Origin of the sequence: Erwinia rhapontici, from assembly GCF_012271765.1 — a bacterium.
GTDB classification, from domain to species: domain Bacteria; phylum Pseudomonadota; class Gammaproteobacteria; order Enterobacterales; family Enterobacteriaceae; genus Erwinia; species Erwinia rhapontici.
In genome coordinates this window covers 243,269-260,147 of the sequence record NZ_VRKO01000005.1, presented here as the reverse complement: position 1 = coordinate 260,147, position 16,879 = coordinate 243,269, and the positions used below count along the sequence as shown (strand labels likewise).

Below are 16,879 nucleotides of genomic sequence, written 5' to 3'. Positions count from 1 at the left end.
AAAAGATTACTGCTGCGAAAACACCAGTTGTACCGCAGCCACTGCCTGCATATCTTCACTGCCACCGCCAAGGCGCATTCCACGCACCGGGCAGGCATCCAGATAATCCACCCCCACCGCCAGTTTCAGATGCTGGCGGGTGCTGCGGGTATTATTGGTAATATCGAAACTGTGCCAACTGCCGCCCACCCAGGCTTCCACCCAGGCATGCGTGGCTACATGTTCCACGTTGTCAGTATACAGATAGCCGCTCACATAACGGGCGGGAATATGCAGGCTGCGACAACAGGCGAGAAAGACGTGGCTGTGATCCTGACAAACCCCGCTGCCGGCGGCAAACACTTTCGCGGCGGTATCCGTCACCAGCGTACTGCCGGGCTGGTAAGGCATTTTCAACAGCAACTCGCCCATCAGGCGCTCCAGACTGTCCAGCGGAGCCTCTTCACGGTAATAGCGGCGGGCAAAATCGTTGATCGCCGCGTCAGGCTGCGTCAGCGGAGTGATGCGTAAAAACACCAGCGGCGAGAGCATGCAGTCCGGGTCCGGGGCGCTATCTTCGTCGTCGAGGATCTCCACCACGCCACGAGCTTCAATCTCGATTTCCTGATGCGGACGGTCGAGCGTCAGCACATGCAGCACATTACCCCAGGTGTCGGTGGTGCAGATCGCCTCTTCCGGCAGCAGCAGATCCCACGAAATAATATGCTGATGCACCGAGTCCTGTGGCGTCAGACGCAGGTACTGCGTGCTTTGACGCACCAGGCTTTGATAGCTGAAACAGGTTTTATGCGCGATGGTCAGCTTCATTATTTCGCCTCCAGATAAGTGTGATGGATGCTGTCAGCAATCAATGCCAGTTCACCCAGAAAACGTTGCAACCAGGCATGCAGCCCGTCATCCATCAGGGATTCCCAACTGCTGAAACGCAGCTGCGCATGCAGTATCGTCAATAAGTAACGCGGCCTGTCTTCACCGCTGCTGCCGATTTGATCGAGTTGCCTTGCGATTTCATCAAGACAGGATCGTAACGATCGCGGGCTCTCTTCACGCAGGATCAACATCTCGTTGACGCCGTCCGCCGCCAGTTGCTGCTTGTAGATGGTGTGATAGGCTTCGCGCGCGGACACTGAACGTAGCAGCGTATCCAGCCGGTAGTATTCGCGCACGGTGTCATCATCGTCATCGGTCAGATACTGATAAACATCGAGCAGGCGTGCCGTGCAGTCGGCACGTTCCAGCAACGTTCCCAGACGAATAAAGCTCATGGCATCGCCACGCATCAGGGTGCCGAACATCGCACCACGAAACAGATGTGAGCGCTCTTTAACCCAGTCGAAGAAGGCATCCGCACCGTCGCTGCTGACGCCGTGACGCCGCATTTTTCTCAGTTCAATCCAGCTGGAGTTAATACTCTCCCAGACTTCAGAAGAGAGGCTGCCGCGAACCGCATGGGCGTTGTTCCAGGCCGCCTGCCAGCAATTGAAAATGCTGCCGGGGTTACGCTCATCAAAGGCAAAAAAGCTGAACAGCTGTGACATACTCAGCCGATCGCTGACCGACCAGTAAAGTTCATCCGTGTTGGTCAGATTGAGCGGCACGCGCAGCTCATTATTGTGGCTGCCGCGCACCGGCATCAGAGAAAGACGGTTTGTGACGTCGAGCACGCGTGCAATATTTTCTGCGCGCTCTAAATAGCGCGCCATCCAGTACAGGCCACTGGCCGTGCGACTCAGCATGCGTCATCCTCCAGAACCCAGGTATCTTTCGTCCCACCGCCCTGCGATGAGTTCACCACCAGCGAACCTTCGGTCAGCGCTACGCGCGTCAGGCCACCGGGCACCAGCCGGATATCCGCCCCACTCAGGGCAAAGGGACGCAGGTCGATATGACGCGGGGCCAGCCCCTGATCGACAAAAGTCGGACAGGTGGAGAGTGCCAGCGTGTTCTGTGCAATGTAGTTCTGTGGTTTGGCGAGTAACAGCGCGCGGAAATCGGCCAACTGCTGTTTACTGGCCACCGGGCCAATCAACATGCCGTATCCCCCCGCACCGTGAACCTCCTTCACGACCAGCTTTTCGAGGTTAGCCAGTACCCAGGAGAGCTCATCAGGGCGGCGACACTGCCAGGTCGGTACGTTGTTGAGGAGCGGCTCTTCCCCCAGATAGAAGCGAATCATTTCCGGTACATACGGGTAGATCGACTTATCATCGGCCACGCCGGTGCCGATGGCGTTAGCCAGCACCACGTTGCCCGCACGATACACCGACAGCAGGCCCGGCACACCGAGCATCGAATCCGGCCGGAACGCCAGAGGATCAAGGAAGGCATCGTCCACTCGGCGGTAGATCACATCGATCTTGCACGGCCCGGCCGTGGTGCGCATCAGCACCGCGCCATCTTTGACAAACAGGTCAGCACTTTCCACCAGCTCCACGCCCATTTGCTGGGCAAGGAAGCTGTGTTCAAAGTAGGCACTGTTAAAGCGGCCCGGTGTCAGTACCACTACCACCGGATCGTTGATCGGCGAGCTTTCGCGCAGGGTTTGTAGCAGCAGAGACGGATAACGTTCGACAGGGGCAATGCGCTGATCGGCAAACAGCTCCGGGTAAAGGCGCATCATCATTCTGCGGTTTTCCAGCATGTAGGAGACGCCGGACGGGGTACGCAGATTGTCCTCCAGCACGTAGTATTCGCCATCGCTGTTGCGCACCATATCCACGCCAATAATGTGCGCGTAGAGGTTACGGTGCAGATTCAGGCCCTGCATGCAGGGTTGATATTGATCGTTAACCAGTACCTGTTCAGCGGGAATGATCCCGGCTTTAAGGATGCGCTGGTCATGGTAGATGTCATGCAGAAAAGCATTCAGCGCCTGAACGCGCTGGCGGATGCCTTTATCCAGCATTGCCCACTCGCTGGCAGGAATAATCCGCGGTACGCTGTCGAACGGGATCAGACGCTCGGCACCGCCGTCATCACCATACACATTAAAAGTAATCCCCAGGCGGTGAAACAACAGTTCCGCCTCTTCACGTTTGCGCGCAATCGCCTGCTGGTCAGCCTGCTGTAGCCACTGCCAGTATTCCCGATAGTGCCCGCGATAGCGTCCATCGTTCAGCAACATCTCATCATAAAAGTGTGACGCTATTTCATAGCTTTGATTCATGATTTCCCTACCGCTGTCTGTGAACCTGAATAAGAGTTGCACAAAGTGTGCCAGAGTCGGAATGAGCGGCCTGCCCCGCACAGAACGAGGAACGAACAACAGCCTGGTGACAAATCGGGTCAGGGAAAGCGAAGCGTAGAATGAGAATGCACCAATATGGTGCATTCCGGTCAAACGATGAGAGAGATTCTTAACGAGTCAGCGGGTGCCAGACCTCAGTCAGTGCGCCTTCCCCACCGGTAACGGGGTCGGTTTCGGGCATCGCGACGCGTTTTATTTCAAGCATAGACTGTTCCATCAATGCCTGCTCGTCGCGCAGGGTTTTGGGCGTCACGCCCGGAGGGTAGGCACCAACGGCCATGAAATCATCACTGGCGGCAATTTGCTGATGTCCGACACCCGCCGGTATCAGTATTACGTCACCCGCATAAACGGTGACCATGCGCCCACTTTCGCCACCAAACAGGATCTCGGCCCAGCCGCAGGTGATCCCCAGCAATTCATGGGTATTCGGGTGATAATGGGTGTAGGGATAAATCGGCGCGTGCCAGCTGACCGGCCAACCGTGGCGGGCAAACTCAGCGCGGAACCACAGCGCCAAATCGTCTGGCGATATCTCTTCTGCCCCTTCTTCCGGCTCGTCCGGCACCACCTGTGGATAGATGATCAGCGGCAGCGGGTTGTTGGGGATGCCCTGTGAGGGCTGCGCCAGCATCAGATGGCGCGGGTTTGAGGAGGCACCTGCAGCAAAGGTCCCGGCAGCAAACGACATCATTAACATTACACTGCGAGAATGGGTCACCATATCAGGCTCCTGGTCAAATTGCCTTGTTGAGTGATTGTTAAATTAATTGTGGCACTATTCTGCCAGCTTGCAATCTTTTCCCCACGCCGCAGATCACATAACTTATTAATTTAACTGAACTTAAGCCAAATTCATTGGTTGTTACCCACCTCTCATCCCCTTCACCCTGAGATTTGACTTTACGATCACTCGATAACACATTGTTACTATTACTGTATGTAACATTTATTTCCCATTACCGGGTGGCCTCAATTTAAATAACAGGACGCCTTTTCATTGAATTTTTTAATGCGTTACGACTACAGCAATTGTTATGGAAATTAGATTATAATTACCGATTATCGCCAGAAGTATTCACCAGCATATTCACTGATTTTTCTGAACAATGGCAAGCTATGACAGCGGATTATATTATTCACCACTGGTACGTCGATTTTTCGTCCGGTACGTTACTCCATCAACTCAGTGGTGAAGAAAGGCGCCTGGGCGAATATCAATTCAAACTGTTGCTAGTACTGGCTGAAAATGCTGGAAAAACATTAAGTCGTGATGAGCTCACTACGCTGGTTTGGGAACGGCGGGTTATTGGTATTAACAGTTTACCGAATGCGATTCATGCGCTGCGCGTGGCGCTGGAGGATGACGGCAAGCAGCAGCGTATTATTAAAACGATCCCTAAAAAGGGCTATATCCTTGAGGCAGAATTTTGCCAACGTATTTGCTATGACAAAGAAGAAGCGGATAGCCTGACCGATGCCTCGCAGCAGACATCGGTACAAGAGGAGAGGATACCCCCGCAGGATATGCACCAGGTAGAACCTGCGATATTACCCGGGCTGGCCGAAACGGAAACAACGATTAACGCGGAGCCGAAACCACGCTTACGTCGCGTATTCTGGCTTTGGCTTATTTTCTTTCAGGCGTTACTGTTACTGTGCGTGCTGGCGTGGGCCGGGCGAGCGCTTTTTCCGGTAAACAGTAGCGAGTTGGTGAAAAAAAACTCCGTCCCGTACAGCCATATTCAGCTAATGGAATTGCGCCGGGGATGGGACAACACGTCCGCGTCCTATGATTTAAATAAGCTTTTGGGACCGGTGCTATTTACGCTGAATCAAAATTTGAAAAATCAGAAAGTGAATATGGAAATTTTCTATTACACCTCCGGCACGACGCTGAACTACACCATGACGTTATCGAATCAGTGCGATCGTAAACAGCTGGCGATGAACATTATCAACTGGCGTACGGATGGTGCTCAACTGAGCGCTCTAATCTACCGTGAAGGCGAACGAAAAATTAATGAAATGGCCAACTGCGTCAATTAGCTTACTGATCGTGACTTTGCTGGTCCCCCTTGGGGTGGCAGTGATCAAACATTTGCCAGGGGATAAGGGCCTGTTCACGGAGGATTTCGTTAAAGTAAATTTACAGCTGGGGTATTACGACCTGCTGGCGCGCCAGCGTGAAATTTATGATACCCGCTTCGACGGCAAAGGGAACACCGTGATGATGACCCTGACCAGCCCAAACGATAATCGTTTTATGGCCAAAATCAGCCTGGAAGAAAAAACTCAAAATGCCAAAGGTGTGATGTTTACTTTCCATAAAATTTATTATGCAGATGATGGTCAGACGCGGATGATTAAAAATATTTTTGGCTATGCGGAAAACAACAGCGTGCATTTTGACACCTTGCGGCTGGGTAAAGAACGCCTGATGATCACCCCTTCTGGCCAAATGGTACGTTACCGATAGTACCAATGGGCCGGTTTCCTTAGCGGTCGGTAAACAGGGTGCGCCATGCCTGAAGCGTTTTGGGCATGGTCTCTTTATCCTTCTCGGTGGTCACATAATCCACTTCCACGCCGTTATCGGTGTCAGGGCTGACCCGTAGCGCCCAGATTTTCCCTTCCGGCGTGTACATGATGATGGCTGACTGTCGGTTCGCCATGCCTTTTACCCACAGGGTGAGTACCGTCGCACCAAACTGGTCAAGGTCCTGGCTGTAGACAAAACTGGTTGCCGTCGCAACATATTGCGCATAGTCACTGCCTGTCAGCTGACGAAAGCGATCGTCCAGGGCTTTATTCGGTAAAATACCGAGGGTTAACAGCGTGGCCGGCAGACGCGGATCGTTATCCGCTTTAACGTACACCCCGTCAATTGACGTCTTGCCGGGTAACAGCATATCGCAGCGTCCATGCGAATCGCTGCTGACTTCAAGGCGGTTATCCGGGCGCGGGATCAGAACAATTGAACACCCGCCACCCCAGACAATTTTATCGGTAAACCCTACCCCCTCGGACAGCGTCACTTTACCGCTGAAACTCGACCGGTACACCCCTCCCCAGACAGATGCATCCATATTGAACTCATCGCCTGCCAGCTGGCTGATACGAATTTTTCCACCATTGCCGTGAGGTGCACTGACATTCCACCAGACGCCCTGCCAGTCCACCTGGCGATCCGCATCATACAGCTGGCTCAGGCCACCGAGATAGGCACTGCGCAGGCAGCTGTCGCTAACGCAGGTATTACGCTCCCGGGCCATCTCCTTCGCTATCTGATTCACATGCTGTGGCTCGCGCATTTGCAGTTCACTGAATGCATTAACAAATACCCTATCCAGCCACATCAATTCCGGCTTATCACAGACGGTATTTTCTACCACGCTGGAGGCGCGCCCACAGTCGATGGCCTTCGCCGTGGAGGTAAGGAGCAGGAGAGTAAAGCCAATGACAGCAGGGGCTTTGATTAAATCCATCTGTTTTTTATTCCCTTATCAGCAGGCCATCGGGAATGGCCTGAACTTTATACATTGCCACGGCAGGTGACAGCTGGCCCATCCCTGTGAGCAACTGTTATAGTTGAATAGCGATAAACTGTGTCTGCTATTATAGGTGCAAACATGGTTTACTTTCACTCTGCCCGAACTGTTTTGCAGAGGTCACTAATGGAAGAAGTTAAAAAAATATTGCTGCGCGAGATCGATACATTGAATCGCGAAGAGCAACGCGATAATAAACCGCGCTTCAGTTTTCAGTTTTTGAAGACCCATCCGGGGCTTTGGGCATCCATGTACGGGTGCTACATTCTGACGGTTGCCCTAATCTTTACCACGGACTTTCTGGGCTGGCCCGCGTTCTGGGGGGCGACTATTTTTATCATGCTGATGAGCGGCCTGATGCTCATGGACGTGAACCCGAAATACCGCTTTGAGGATATCGATACCCTTGATCTGCGCGTTTGCTACAACGGCGAATGGTATTATGTGCGCACCCTGTCTGAACGGGCGATTAGCGACATCCTCAGTAGTGACAATGTGCCGGACAAGGTTAAGCAGGGCATTACTAAGCTGCTGTCGTTAAAAGGTGAAGTCGATTTTTATGATGTCTTCCACCTGACCTGGGGACAGAAAAGCGCTTCAGCGGTATAAAATAACCCGATGCGGGTCAGGCATGCCTGACCCTTACGGCAGTAATTCTGCGATTAATCGTCCTAATGTGGCGACCGCCACTTCCTGCGACTCATCCCACCACGCGGTGTTAAAACGAAAATAGTTGGCGTACTGCTCGCTGGAGGAGAACATTTTTCCGGGGGCAATGCTGATATTGTTGTGCAGTGCACGGTAATAAAGCTCAGTCGTATTGACCTGTTTGGGCAGTTCCACCCACAGGAAGTAGCCACCGCGTGAATCATTGATTTGCGCCCCGGCAGGCAGAGAACGTTTGAGAGCCTGACGCGCCAGATTTTTACGCTGTTCGAGTGTCTGCCGTAAACGCCGCAGATGGCGATCATAGCTGCGCGTGCCGAGGTAAGTGGCCAGTGCCTGCTGCATCGGTGCGCTGGTCGACAAGGTACTCATCAACTGCAAACGCTGAATGCGCTGCGCATGTTTTCCCGCAGCCACCCAGCCGACTCGAAATCCTGCTACCAGATTTTTAGAAAATGAGGAGCAGTGCAGCACGTTATGCTCGCGGTCGAATGCTTTGGCCGGCAGGGGTTTTTCGTGGCCGAAATAGAGTTCGCTGTAAACATCATCCTCAATCAGCGCCACGCCGTGCCGGGCCAGTAACGCGACCAGTTGCTGCTTTTTCTCTTTGCTGAGCGTGCAGCCGACCGGGTTCTGCTGGTTAGTCATCATCCACAGCGCTTTAATCGGCCAGCGGGCCAGCGAACGGCTCAGCTCATCGAGATCGATACCGGTTTGTGGATCGCTGGCGATGGCCACGCTTTTCAGCTTCAGACGTTCAATCGCCTGCAACGCACCGTAAAACGAGGGGTTTTCTATCGCCACCCAGTCACCCGGTTCTGTCAGCACCTGCAAACTGAGGTTAAGGGCCTCCATTGCGCCATTGGTGATCACAATCTCATCCGGGGAGACCTGAATGCCCTGTAAGGCGTAACGCTGCGCCAGTGTTTTGCGCAGCGCTTCATTACCCGGTGGCAGATTATGCAGGGCATCGATGGCTTTCATACTGTGAGAAACGGTGGTCAACGCACGCATCAGCTGACGCTGAGGGAAGAGTTCCGGGTCAGGAAACGCGGAACCAAATGGAACCATCTGCGGGTCACGGCAGGCCTGTAATACATCGAAAATAAAGGCATTGATATCGACAGATTCAGCCAGCTGCACTTTCTGATGGCTAAGAGGCTGACTGAGAAATTCGGCGCGCGGCGCAACATAATAACCTGACTGCGGCCGCGACTGGATCCAGCCCTGGCTTTCCAGCACCTGATAAGCGTGCATTACGGTCATCAGGCTCATGCCGCTCAGCTCAACCTGTTGACGCAACGAGGGAAGTTTTTCCCCCGGCAGCCATATCTCCGTCTCGATCTGCTGCTGGATTTGTGCCACCAGCTGTTCATATTTTGCCACGACTGTTACAGGCCATTTTAACAAAAGAGAAAACTATTATACCACGTCAGAGAGCGGTATGACCGCCGCCAACTTTGGGACATCTTCCTCGCGCGTCTCAACGCCATCATCGCCGTCAACATACTGCTTCAGGCCCGGGACGTTCTCCGGTGGCACAGGACGACCCAGCAGATAACCCTGTAAGGTATTGCAGCCCAGCCCTGTCAGAAATGCCTGTTGTTCAGCCGTTTCCACCCCTTCCGCGACCACTTTCAGATTGAGCGTTTGCGCCAGCGCCACAATCGCGGTGACGATGGTGGCATCTTCCGTTTGTGCCTGAAGCTCATTCACAAATGCACGGTCGATTTTCAACTCGCTGGCCGGCAGACGCTTCAGATACAGCAGGCTGGAATATCCGGTGCCAAAATCATCGATAGAGGCTTTCACCCCCAGTTCCGTTAGTTCGGTCAGAATGCGAATGCTTTCATCCGGGTCGCGCATCGCAGTGGTTTCCGTCACTTCCAGCGTCAGCAGTTCCGGCGGGATGTGGTGCGTTTCCAGCGCCTTCACTACGGTTTCCACCAGCCCGGCCTGCTCAAACTGCAATGCAGACAGGTTGACGGCGACCGACCACTGGCTGTTGCCCTGCAAATGCCAGCAGCGCAACTGGCGGCAGGCTTCCCCGATCACCCAGTTACCGATGCTGACGATCAGCCCGGTTTTTTCTGCCAGCGGCAGGAAGACATCCGGCGTCAGCAGACCACGTTGCGGATGCTGCCAGCGCAGCAGTGCTTCAAAACCGATAATCGGCCCACGTGGCGCACAGAATTTAGGCTGATAAAACAGCCGCAGTTCTTTATTTTCCTGCGCCAGCCACAGGTCATTAATCAGCTGTAACTGGTTCTGTGCGATGGTGTTCATCGACGGCTGGAAGAAGCTGTAACCGTTACGACCGTTATTTTTAGTGTGGTACATGGCGGCATCGGCGTTAAACATCAGTTCACGTTCGTCGAGTCCATCGCCCGGGAAGACAGCAATACCAATACTCAGCGACACCACCAGCTCGTAGCGGGAGATATCAAATGGCCGCTCGACGGCCTTCACCAGCGCATCCGCCACGGCGGCAGCATCGTTAGGATCGTCAATCTCAATCAGCAGTACAAACTCATCACCGCCGAGGCGGGCCAGCGTGTGATGCCCCTGCACTTTCTCTTTCATGCGTTCGGTCACCGCGATCAGCAGGCTGTCGCCAATGTGGTGGCCGAAGGCGTCGTTGACGGCTTTGAAACCATCAAGATCCATAAACAACAGGGCAAATTTTGAGTCTTCGCGCGAGGCTTTATTGATGGCCTGGTCGAGACGATCTTCTAACAGGATGCGGTTTGGCAGGCGGGTCAGGTTGTCATGCAGCGCCAGCTGTGCCAGCTCGCGGTTTGCCTCTGCCAGAGAGGATGCCAGCACCGACGTCCGTGCCTGAAGGCGAGCATCCAGCATCGAAACCAGCAGTGTAATACCGAGGATGGCCAGCGTCACGACCACAACCAGAATCGCCAGCCAGTTGCTGTTGACCCCAAGATGTGTGGCGTGACTGTTCATCGGGAAACTGGCGGCCGCCATGCCGGTGTAGTGCATCCCGGCAATAGCGATACCCATGATCAGTGCAGCGCCGCTGCGCATCAGGGCCAGACGGCCGGTGCCCTGGCGCAGACGGAAAGCCAGCCACAGCGCAGCTCCGGAGGCACACAGCGCAATCAACACCGATACCCAGATCCAGCGCCAGTCCCAGATAATACCGGGATTAACCGCCAGCGCGGCCATGCCGGTGTAGTGCATCGCCACGACCCCGCTGCCCATGATCACCGCCCCGCCGCAAAGCCGATACCACGGCAGTTCACCGTAACACACGATCCACAGCGCAAAGACGGATGCCGCCACAGCGATCACCATGGAGACCACCGTCAGGCTGGCGTCGTAGCTCATGACCATCGGCAGACTCATCGCCAGCATGCCGATAAAGTGCATAGACCAGATCCCAACGCCCATGGCAAAACCGCCACCGAATAGCCAGACGCGGGCAACGTTGCCACTGGAGGTGGCAACTCGTCCCGCCATGTCCAGCGCAGTATAGGAGGCCAGAAACGCGACGATAAAAGAGACGATAACCAGAAGTTGATCGTACGAACTCATGAGCATATGACAATCTCGAATGCAGTAGCCATTTCGGCTTAGTGTGTAGTGACCCGGTGTCATTATTAATCACCCCAGGCTTGTGCTTATTTATCGGCGAAAAATCAGCCAGCTTTAGCAGCCACAGGGGAAAGTGAAGGAACCTGAAGAGGATTTTTACAGGCATAAGATATATCCCTATAATTTATATAGTGTATTAATATTCCTCTTCTTCGGCAGTGAACATAGCATTGGCCCGATACTTCGCCTAGATCAGGATAGGAATATTCTTGAAAATTTTCCAATCCCTGTCGCCACGCGGTGGTAAAGCCTGCTTATCTATGACAGGCGTAACACATAAATAATATTTTTACGATTCTGTTATCAGCCTGGCCAGGCTGAACTATAGTTAAGTCAATCAATGTTAACGCGTTAATTCAAATAACAGATTATTCCTTACGTTATATTTTACCCGCTAAAGGGTTTTTATTATTTTTTATGTTTGTTCAGTCACACTGACGACAATATTTCATCAGGCGGAAAAGCAAGTTCATCACTTTAATTAGTAAGGAATAGTTATGAAAACTAAGCTTTTTCTGCTGGGCTGCGGCCTGAGCCTTGGCGTAGCCAGTTCAGGCTTTGCCGCCACCACCACCGGAACCATCACCGCCAGACTGGTACTGACAGCGGGCTGCCTGGTCAATGGGCAAGTCGCCACTCCGGGTGCCATTGGTAACCTGGGTACGTTGGAATTCCCTGGTGGTGCCGCGACCTTTGATATCAAAACCGCCGCCGTTGTCGGTACGGTGGGTAATGGTATTTTTGTTCGCTGCTCCACGGGATCGACCTACTCTGTGCAAATCACCAGCAGCAGTGCTAAGCCAACCACCGTGTATGGCACAGAAACGACGCAGCCACGCTATCTGATCAGCGGCACCACGGCCACCGTGGGTATCGCCTACTCCCTGTACCCCAATACTGACTACACCACGCCAATTGCCAATAACACCAATATCGCCCCGGTCGGCACCCCCGATGCGACTTACGGAGATAACTATCCGATTTATGGTCGTATTGCTGGTGGGGGGAATACCTCCGCCATTCCTGCCGCCACCTACACGGATACGATTAACGTTGCAGTGAATTACTGATTGCCGCGACAGGGGAGTCCATCGTGCGGGAGCTGCTCAGGCGACATGCGGGCGTTATTCGTCCGTTCACGTTACTGCTGCTGGCCTACAGCAGCAGCAGTAACGCATTGCCTACCGCCGATTTTGGGGTCAGTGCTTCTATCGTCAATGGCTGTGTGATCACCAGCACGGCTCCCACGGTTTTCGGTACGCTCGACTTTGGCACTCAACCCGGGGTAGGCAGCGTCACCGCCAATGCCGCCTATGTGCAGAATTCCAGTATTACGCTGGCCTGCACGCCGGGCACAACACTGAATATGAGTATCAACGGCGGGAGTAACTACACCACCACGCGCAACTTGAGAGTGGCCGGCAACACCAACCTGGTGGCGTATAGCCTGTACACCAGTGCCGCTCACACCACCGCCATTCCGGTGAATCAGAATGTGTTACTGACGCTAAGCAATGCCAACAATATCACGCTGCCGATCTACGGCCAGTTACAACTGAACGGTGTTAACCGTGCCGGGACCTACAGCGATACTTTGACGGTGACTTTGAGCTGGTAATTTCGGGGAATTGAAGGAGCAATAATGAAAAAACATCATCTCACAGGCGTGCTATTCACTCTGCTGTTGAGCGTTCTGGCATTCAATGCCCATGCAGGGAACTCAGTGCTCATCTGGCCGATCGACCCCAAAATCAGTCAGAACGATAAAGCCACCGAACTGTGGCTGGAAAACCGCGGTGCCAGCACCACGCTAATGCAGGTGCGCGTATTTGGCTGGCAGCAGGTTAATGGTCAGGAGCAATATCAGACCCAGCAACAGGTGGCTGCCAGCCCGCCGATGGTGCGCATTGAACCAGGTAAACGCCAGCTGGTGCGTCTGATTAAGCAGACCCCGCCCGCCGCCGGTCAGGAAGCCGCTTATCGGGTCATTCTGGATGAAATCCCTACGCCAAAAGCACCGGGTGAAGACCAGACCGGAGTGACGCTCCAGATGCGCTATTCCGTACCATTATTTGTCTACGGCAGCGGCCTTGATCCATCGACCGCCCGCCCTGACCTCAGTTGGCGGCTGGTCAATCGCGAAGGAAAACAGGCGCTTGAAATCACTAATCGTGGTAACGCTCATGCGCGCTTAAGTAATGTCGAACTAGGGGGGAAAAAACTCGCCGGAAGCCTGCTGGGCTATGTACTGGCCAATGCCAGTAACACTTTCCCGCTGAGCAGCCCCGCCTCAGAACGTGCCGAAATCAGTGCACAACTGGAGCAAAATCAGACCTGGCGTAGCACCAGTTCCGCCGCCAGGCGATGACCAGACGCTGCCTGGTGCCGGGACGGCACCGCACTCTGATCGTGACCGGCCTGCTGACCTGCCTGTCTTCTGTGACATGCAGTGCTGAAACCTATACCTCACTGCCACCCCCGCCCGCTGCCAGCGCCGGAGGCCAGGCAGATCAGCCACAGAGCTATATGCTGGGGTTGGTGGTCAATGATGAGGATCGCGGCATGGTGGTGCCAGTGCAGTTTCGTGATGGGCATTATCTTTTGCGTGCCGCCGATCTTCAGCAGGCTGGCATCCCGAGCGCGCAAATCAACTCATCAATTATGGATGTCTCCGCTATGGATCGGGTCAAAGCGGAGTATGACCGCCAGCGCCAGCGTATCCTGATCAATGTACCGCCCGAATGGCTTCCCGAGCAGACCTTTACGGGCACCACGCATAACGGCCCCCGTTATGAAGGACGTAGCAGCAGCGGTGCGCTGTTAAATTATGACCTGTATGTCAGTCAGTCGACTGGCGGGGGTTCACGTCTGTCAGCGACAAATGAGCTGCGCCTGTTTGGCGGTTACGGCCAGTTTGTCAGCAATGGCGTTTACCAGCAGCAGCTCTCCGGCCAGACCAGCTATCTGGAAAATGGCTATATCCGTTATGACACCCACTGGTCGAATCAAAATGAAGAAAATGCCCTGGACTGGCAGGTCGGTGATCTGATCAGCGACTCGCTGGCGTGGAGTAGCAGCGTCCGCCTCGGCGGTATTCAGCTGTCGCGCGATTTCTCATTGCGTCCGGATTTGGTCACGTATCCTCTGCCCTCATTTTCCGGCCAGGCCGCCGTCCCCTCTACTGTTGATCTCTTCGTCAATGGCTATAAAACCAGCAGTAATGACGTGCAGCCCGGCCCTTACTCATTGACGAATATGCCGTTTGTTAACGGCGCAGGGAATGCAGTGGTGGTCACGACCGATGCTCAGGGGCGGCGGGTCAGTACCACGCTACCGTTTTATGTCGCCAGTAACCTGTTGAAAAGTGGGCTGTCTGATTACTCTTTCTCCGCCGGGGCCCTGCGCCAGAACTACGGGGTGAAAAATTTTGATTACGGTTCAGCGGCGACCAGCGGTTCTTATCGCTACGGGCTGATCGACTGGCTGACGTTGGAAAGCCATGCCGAAGCTGCGCCGTCACTGGCACTGGGCGGCGCGGGTGTACAACTCAAACTGGGGGCATACGGCGTGGTTAACGGGGCGGTCAGCCAGAGCCAGATGCAGGGAGAGAGCGGCAGGCAGTACAGCTGGGGCTATCAGTACAGCACCAATCGTTTTAGCGTGGGTATGCAACAGACCAAACGCACCACCGGTTTTGGTAACCTCGCCCTGTATGCCGACCGTGAGAACTACAGCGACAACATCGAATACAACACGCTCAGCCGCCGTAGCGCACAGTACAATGCCAGCGTGTCGCTGGATCAGTTCGGTAGCCTGGGTGCAGCACTGATTGATATCACCAGCGGCAGCGGCGAACGAACCCGATTGCTGAATCTGTCGTGGAGCCGGACTCTGTGGGGAAACTCCAGCCTGTATGTCTCCGCCAGTCGCGACCAGCAGCAAGGCGACTGGTCCGGTGCGATTGGCCTGATGATCCCCTTCAGCGATATGACCAGCGCCAGCATCAGCGTAGAGCGTAATCAGCAGGGCGGCGCTTCAGAGCGTCTCAGCCTGTCACACTCCATGCCGACCGATGGCGGTTTTGCGTGGGATGCCTCCGTCGCCAATCAGAGCGATGGGGGCAACTACCGTCAGGGCACCCTGCGCTGGCGTAACCAGAAAATGGAAACCTCAGCAGGCTTCTACGGCGATGACAATTACAGCACTCAATATGGTGATTTATCCGGTTCCCTGGTGCTGATGGACGGCGGCGTGTTTGCCGCTAACCAGGTGACGGATGCCTTTGTGCTGGTGAAAACGGATTACCCGGATATCAATGTGCGTTTTGAAAACCAGCTGATGGGCAAGACTGACAAAAAAGGCTACCTGCTGGTGCCCAGAGTCAGCTCCTATTATCCGGCAAAATACGATATCGACACCCTCGATCTTCCGGCCGATATGACCAGCAGCAGCGTCGAGCAGCGTTTTTCCGTGAAGCGCCAGAGCGGCTATCTGCTGCATTTCCCCATTGAGCCGTTGCGTGCGGCCAGCGTGATCCTGCATGACCAGAACGGTGAGGCGCTGCCGCTCTCCAGCGAGATCACTCGTCAGGGTCAGCAGACGGAGTATGTTGGCTGGGACGGTATTGTCTGGATGGAAAACCTGGCAGTACGCAACGCCATCCATGTACGAACCCCGGATGGACGCACCTGTGACACGGAACTGACCGTCTCCGGTGGACGGCCTAAATCACTGACCACCTACGGCCCGCTGGTTTGCGCGCTGCCGCCGTTACCTTCAGGAAAGACACCATGAGAAAACTGTTATTGCTGTGCAGCGCCATCCTGCTGATGGGGAGCACATTGCCTGCGCTGGCAGCCTGTACCACGCCCACGGTGACGGCTAACTTTGGCCCCGTCAGCTCGTTTACCGTGAATACCGGTATTAGCACCGTCACACAAAATATTACCGTTAACTGCGGTGCCGGGGTGCTGGCGCTGTTGAGCAGCGACACCGTTAAGCTCCAGTTGACCGGTGCTACTACTGGCTCAATCATTGGTAATCGTGGCGCAATGAAACAGGGCTCGGACCTGATCCCGATACAGCTCTGTTACGACGCCGCCTGCACCACCAGCGAGCTGACGATCAATGGTGCAACCTACACCCTGTCGCGATCTCAACTGCTGGGCCTGAATATTGGCGGCAGCGGTCAGGTGATTTTTAACATTCCCCTTTACCTGCGTACCGTTCCTGGCGCGGTGGTCGCGGAGGGGAGCTATACCGTCACGCTGGCGGTCACAGTCAATTACGATGTCTGTACGGGCATTGGTGCGCTAGGTCTCTGCTTGCTGGGTTCACAGCAAACCGGCAGCAGCACGCAGTCTATTGTCGTGAATATCGCAATATCCAAAGACTGCACAACGATCACCGCGCCCAACGTCAACTTTAGCAGCGCCCCCCTGGTCAGCCAGTTCAACCCCATCAGTCAGACGCTCAACGTGATCTGCACCAAAGGCAGCACCTACAGCGTCGGTATGAGCAACGGCCTGCATGCCGTGGGTACGCAGCGCTATATGACCAGCGCCGCGGGTGGCCTGCTGGCGTATGAGATTTATAAAGGATCGGGTACCACTCGCTGGGGAAGCAGTGTGGCGGCTGACCGGGTACAGAGCACTGCCGGCATCGCCAGTACGGATGGTCTCACCCGTACCTTTAGCTACAATGCGCAGGTGCTGTCCAGTCAGGCAACGCCTGTGGCTGGGACATATAATGATACGGTGACGGTGGATTTATCGTTTTGAAGTCAAGGCCCTTAAACCGGTGA

15 protein-coding genes are annotated in these 16,879 nt (G+C 54.5%); 8 read left to right on the top strand and 7 right to left on the bottom strand.

All coding sequences use genetic code 11. From position 1 onward, the window contains the following. Window positions 1-6: 6 nt before the first annotated feature. The 4 genes from FVB43_RS04320 to FVB43_RS04305 form a co-directional block, all read right to left on the bottom strand. Window positions 7-807 (bottom strand): transglutaminase family protein, encoded by an 801-nt coding sequence (locus FVB43_RS04320; protein WP_133843769.1) that lies wholly within the window; start codon window positions 805-807, stop codon window positions 7-9. Continuing rightward, window positions 807-1,736: an alpha-E domain-containing protein gene (locus tag FVB43_RS04315; protein ID WP_133843771.1), complete on the bottom strand. Its 930-nt coding sequence runs from the start codon at window positions 1,734-1,736 to the stop codon at window positions 807-809. The genes FVB43_RS04320 and FVB43_RS04315 overlap by 1 nt, the downstream gene beginning before the upstream one ends. Continuing rightward, the gene (locus FVB43_RS04310; protein WP_133843773.1) at window positions 1,730-3,166 is read right to left on the bottom strand and encodes a circularly permuted type 2 ATP-grasp protein; all 1,437 of its coding nucleotides are present in this window, start codon (window positions 3,164-3,166) and stop codon (window positions 1,730-1,732) included. Before FVB43_RS04310 ends, FVB43_RS04315 begins: the two co-directional genes overlap by 7 nt. A 190-nt stretch (window positions 3,167-3,356) precedes the next feature. Then, complete coding sequence (locus FVB43_RS04305; RefSeq protein ID WP_227535674.1) at window positions 3,357-3,971, bottom strand: cupin domain-containing protein; 615 nt, start codon at window positions 3,969-3,971, stop codon at window positions 3,357-3,359. Between the two features lie 395 nt (window positions 3,972-4,366). Here FVB43_RS04305 and FVB43_RS04300 point away from each other — a divergent pair, with 395 nt between their 5' ends. Further along, the gene (locus FVB43_RS04300; protein WP_133844228.1) at window positions 4,367-5,296 is read left to right on the top strand and encodes a transcriptional regulator; all 930 of its coding nucleotides are present in this window, start codon (window positions 4,367-4,369) and stop codon (window positions 5,294-5,296) included. After that, entirely contained in the window at window positions 5,250-5,726 is a 477-nt protein-coding gene (locus tag FVB43_RS04295) for a hypothetical protein (RefSeq protein WP_227535672.1), read from the top strand. Before FVB43_RS04300 ends, FVB43_RS04295 begins: the two co-directional genes overlap by 47 nt. A gap of 19 nt (window positions 5,727-5,745) precedes the next feature. Here FVB43_RS04295 and FVB43_RS04290 read toward each other — a convergent pair whose 3' ends face one another. Further along, the gene (locus FVB43_RS04290; RefSeq protein WP_159337361.1) at window positions 5,746-6,735 is read right to left on the bottom strand and encodes a lysozyme inhibitor LprI family protein; all 990 of its coding nucleotides are present in this window, start codon (window positions 6,733-6,735) and stop codon (window positions 5,746-5,748) included. A 189-nt stretch (window positions 6,736-6,924) separates the two neighbouring features. Here FVB43_RS04290 and FVB43_RS04285 point away from each other — a divergent pair, with 189 nt between their 5' ends. Next, window positions 6,925-7,407: a YlaC family protein gene (locus tag FVB43_RS04285; protein WP_133843777.1), complete on the top strand. Its 483-nt coding sequence runs from the start codon at window positions 6,925-6,927 to the stop codon at window positions 7,405-7,407. A gap of 33 nt (window positions 7,408-7,440) precedes the next feature. On the opposite strand, the gene FVB43_RS04280 is transcribed toward FVB43_RS04285, so the two are convergent. Both FVB43_RS04280 and FVB43_RS04275 read right to left on the bottom strand, forming a co-directional pair. Continuing rightward, window positions 7,441-8,850 (bottom strand): aminotransferase-like domain-containing protein, encoded by a 1,410-nt coding sequence (locus FVB43_RS04280; protein WP_133843779.1) that lies wholly within the window; start codon window positions 8,848-8,850, stop codon window positions 7,441-7,443. A gap of 36 nt (window positions 8,851-8,886) precedes the next feature. After that, window positions 8,887-11,022, bottom strand: a complete 2,136-nt coding sequence (locus FVB43_RS04275; protein WP_159337360.1) for a putative bifunctional diguanylate cyclase/phosphodiesterase — start codon at window positions 11,020-11,022, stop codon at window positions 8,887-8,889. 551 nt (window positions 11,023-11,573) lie between these two features. On the opposite strand from FVB43_RS04275, the gene FVB43_RS04270 reads away from it, so the two are divergent. Genes FVB43_RS04270 through FVB43_RS04250 form a run of 5 tightly spaced genes read left to right on the top strand, consistent with a single transcriptional unit; the run spans window position 11,574 to window position 16,856 of the window. Continuing rightward, a complete protein-coding gene (locus tag FVB43_RS04270; RefSeq protein WP_133843783.1) occupies window positions 11,574-12,146 on the top strand; it encodes a spore coat protein U domain-containing protein in 573 nt (190 codons plus the stop codon). 56 nt (window positions 12,147-12,202) lie between these two features. Further along, entirely contained in the window at window positions 12,203-12,694 is a 492-nt protein-coding gene (locus FVB43_RS04265) for a Csu type fimbrial protein (RefSeq protein ID WP_192933190.1), read from the top strand. Window positions 12,695-12,718: 24 nt separating this feature from the next. After that, entirely contained in the window at window positions 12,719-13,444 is a 726-nt protein-coding gene (locus FVB43_RS04260; protein ID WP_167863427.1) for a fimbrial biogenesis chaperone, read from the top strand. Then, window positions 13,441-15,870 (top strand): fimbria/pilus outer membrane usher protein, encoded by a 2,430-nt coding sequence (locus FVB43_RS04255; protein ID WP_167863426.1) that lies wholly within the window; start codon window positions 13,441-13,443, stop codon window positions 15,868-15,870. The genes FVB43_RS04260 and FVB43_RS04255 overlap by 4 nt, the downstream gene beginning before the upstream one ends. Beyond that, on the top strand, window positions 15,867-16,856 hold the full coding sequence (locus FVB43_RS04250; protein WP_167863425.1) for a Csu type fimbrial protein: 990 nt from the start codon (window positions 15,867-15,869) through the stop codon (window positions 16,854-16,856). Before FVB43_RS04255 ends, FVB43_RS04250 begins: the two co-directional genes overlap by 4 nt. The last annotated feature ends 23 nt before the right edge of the window (window positions 16,857-16,879 follow it).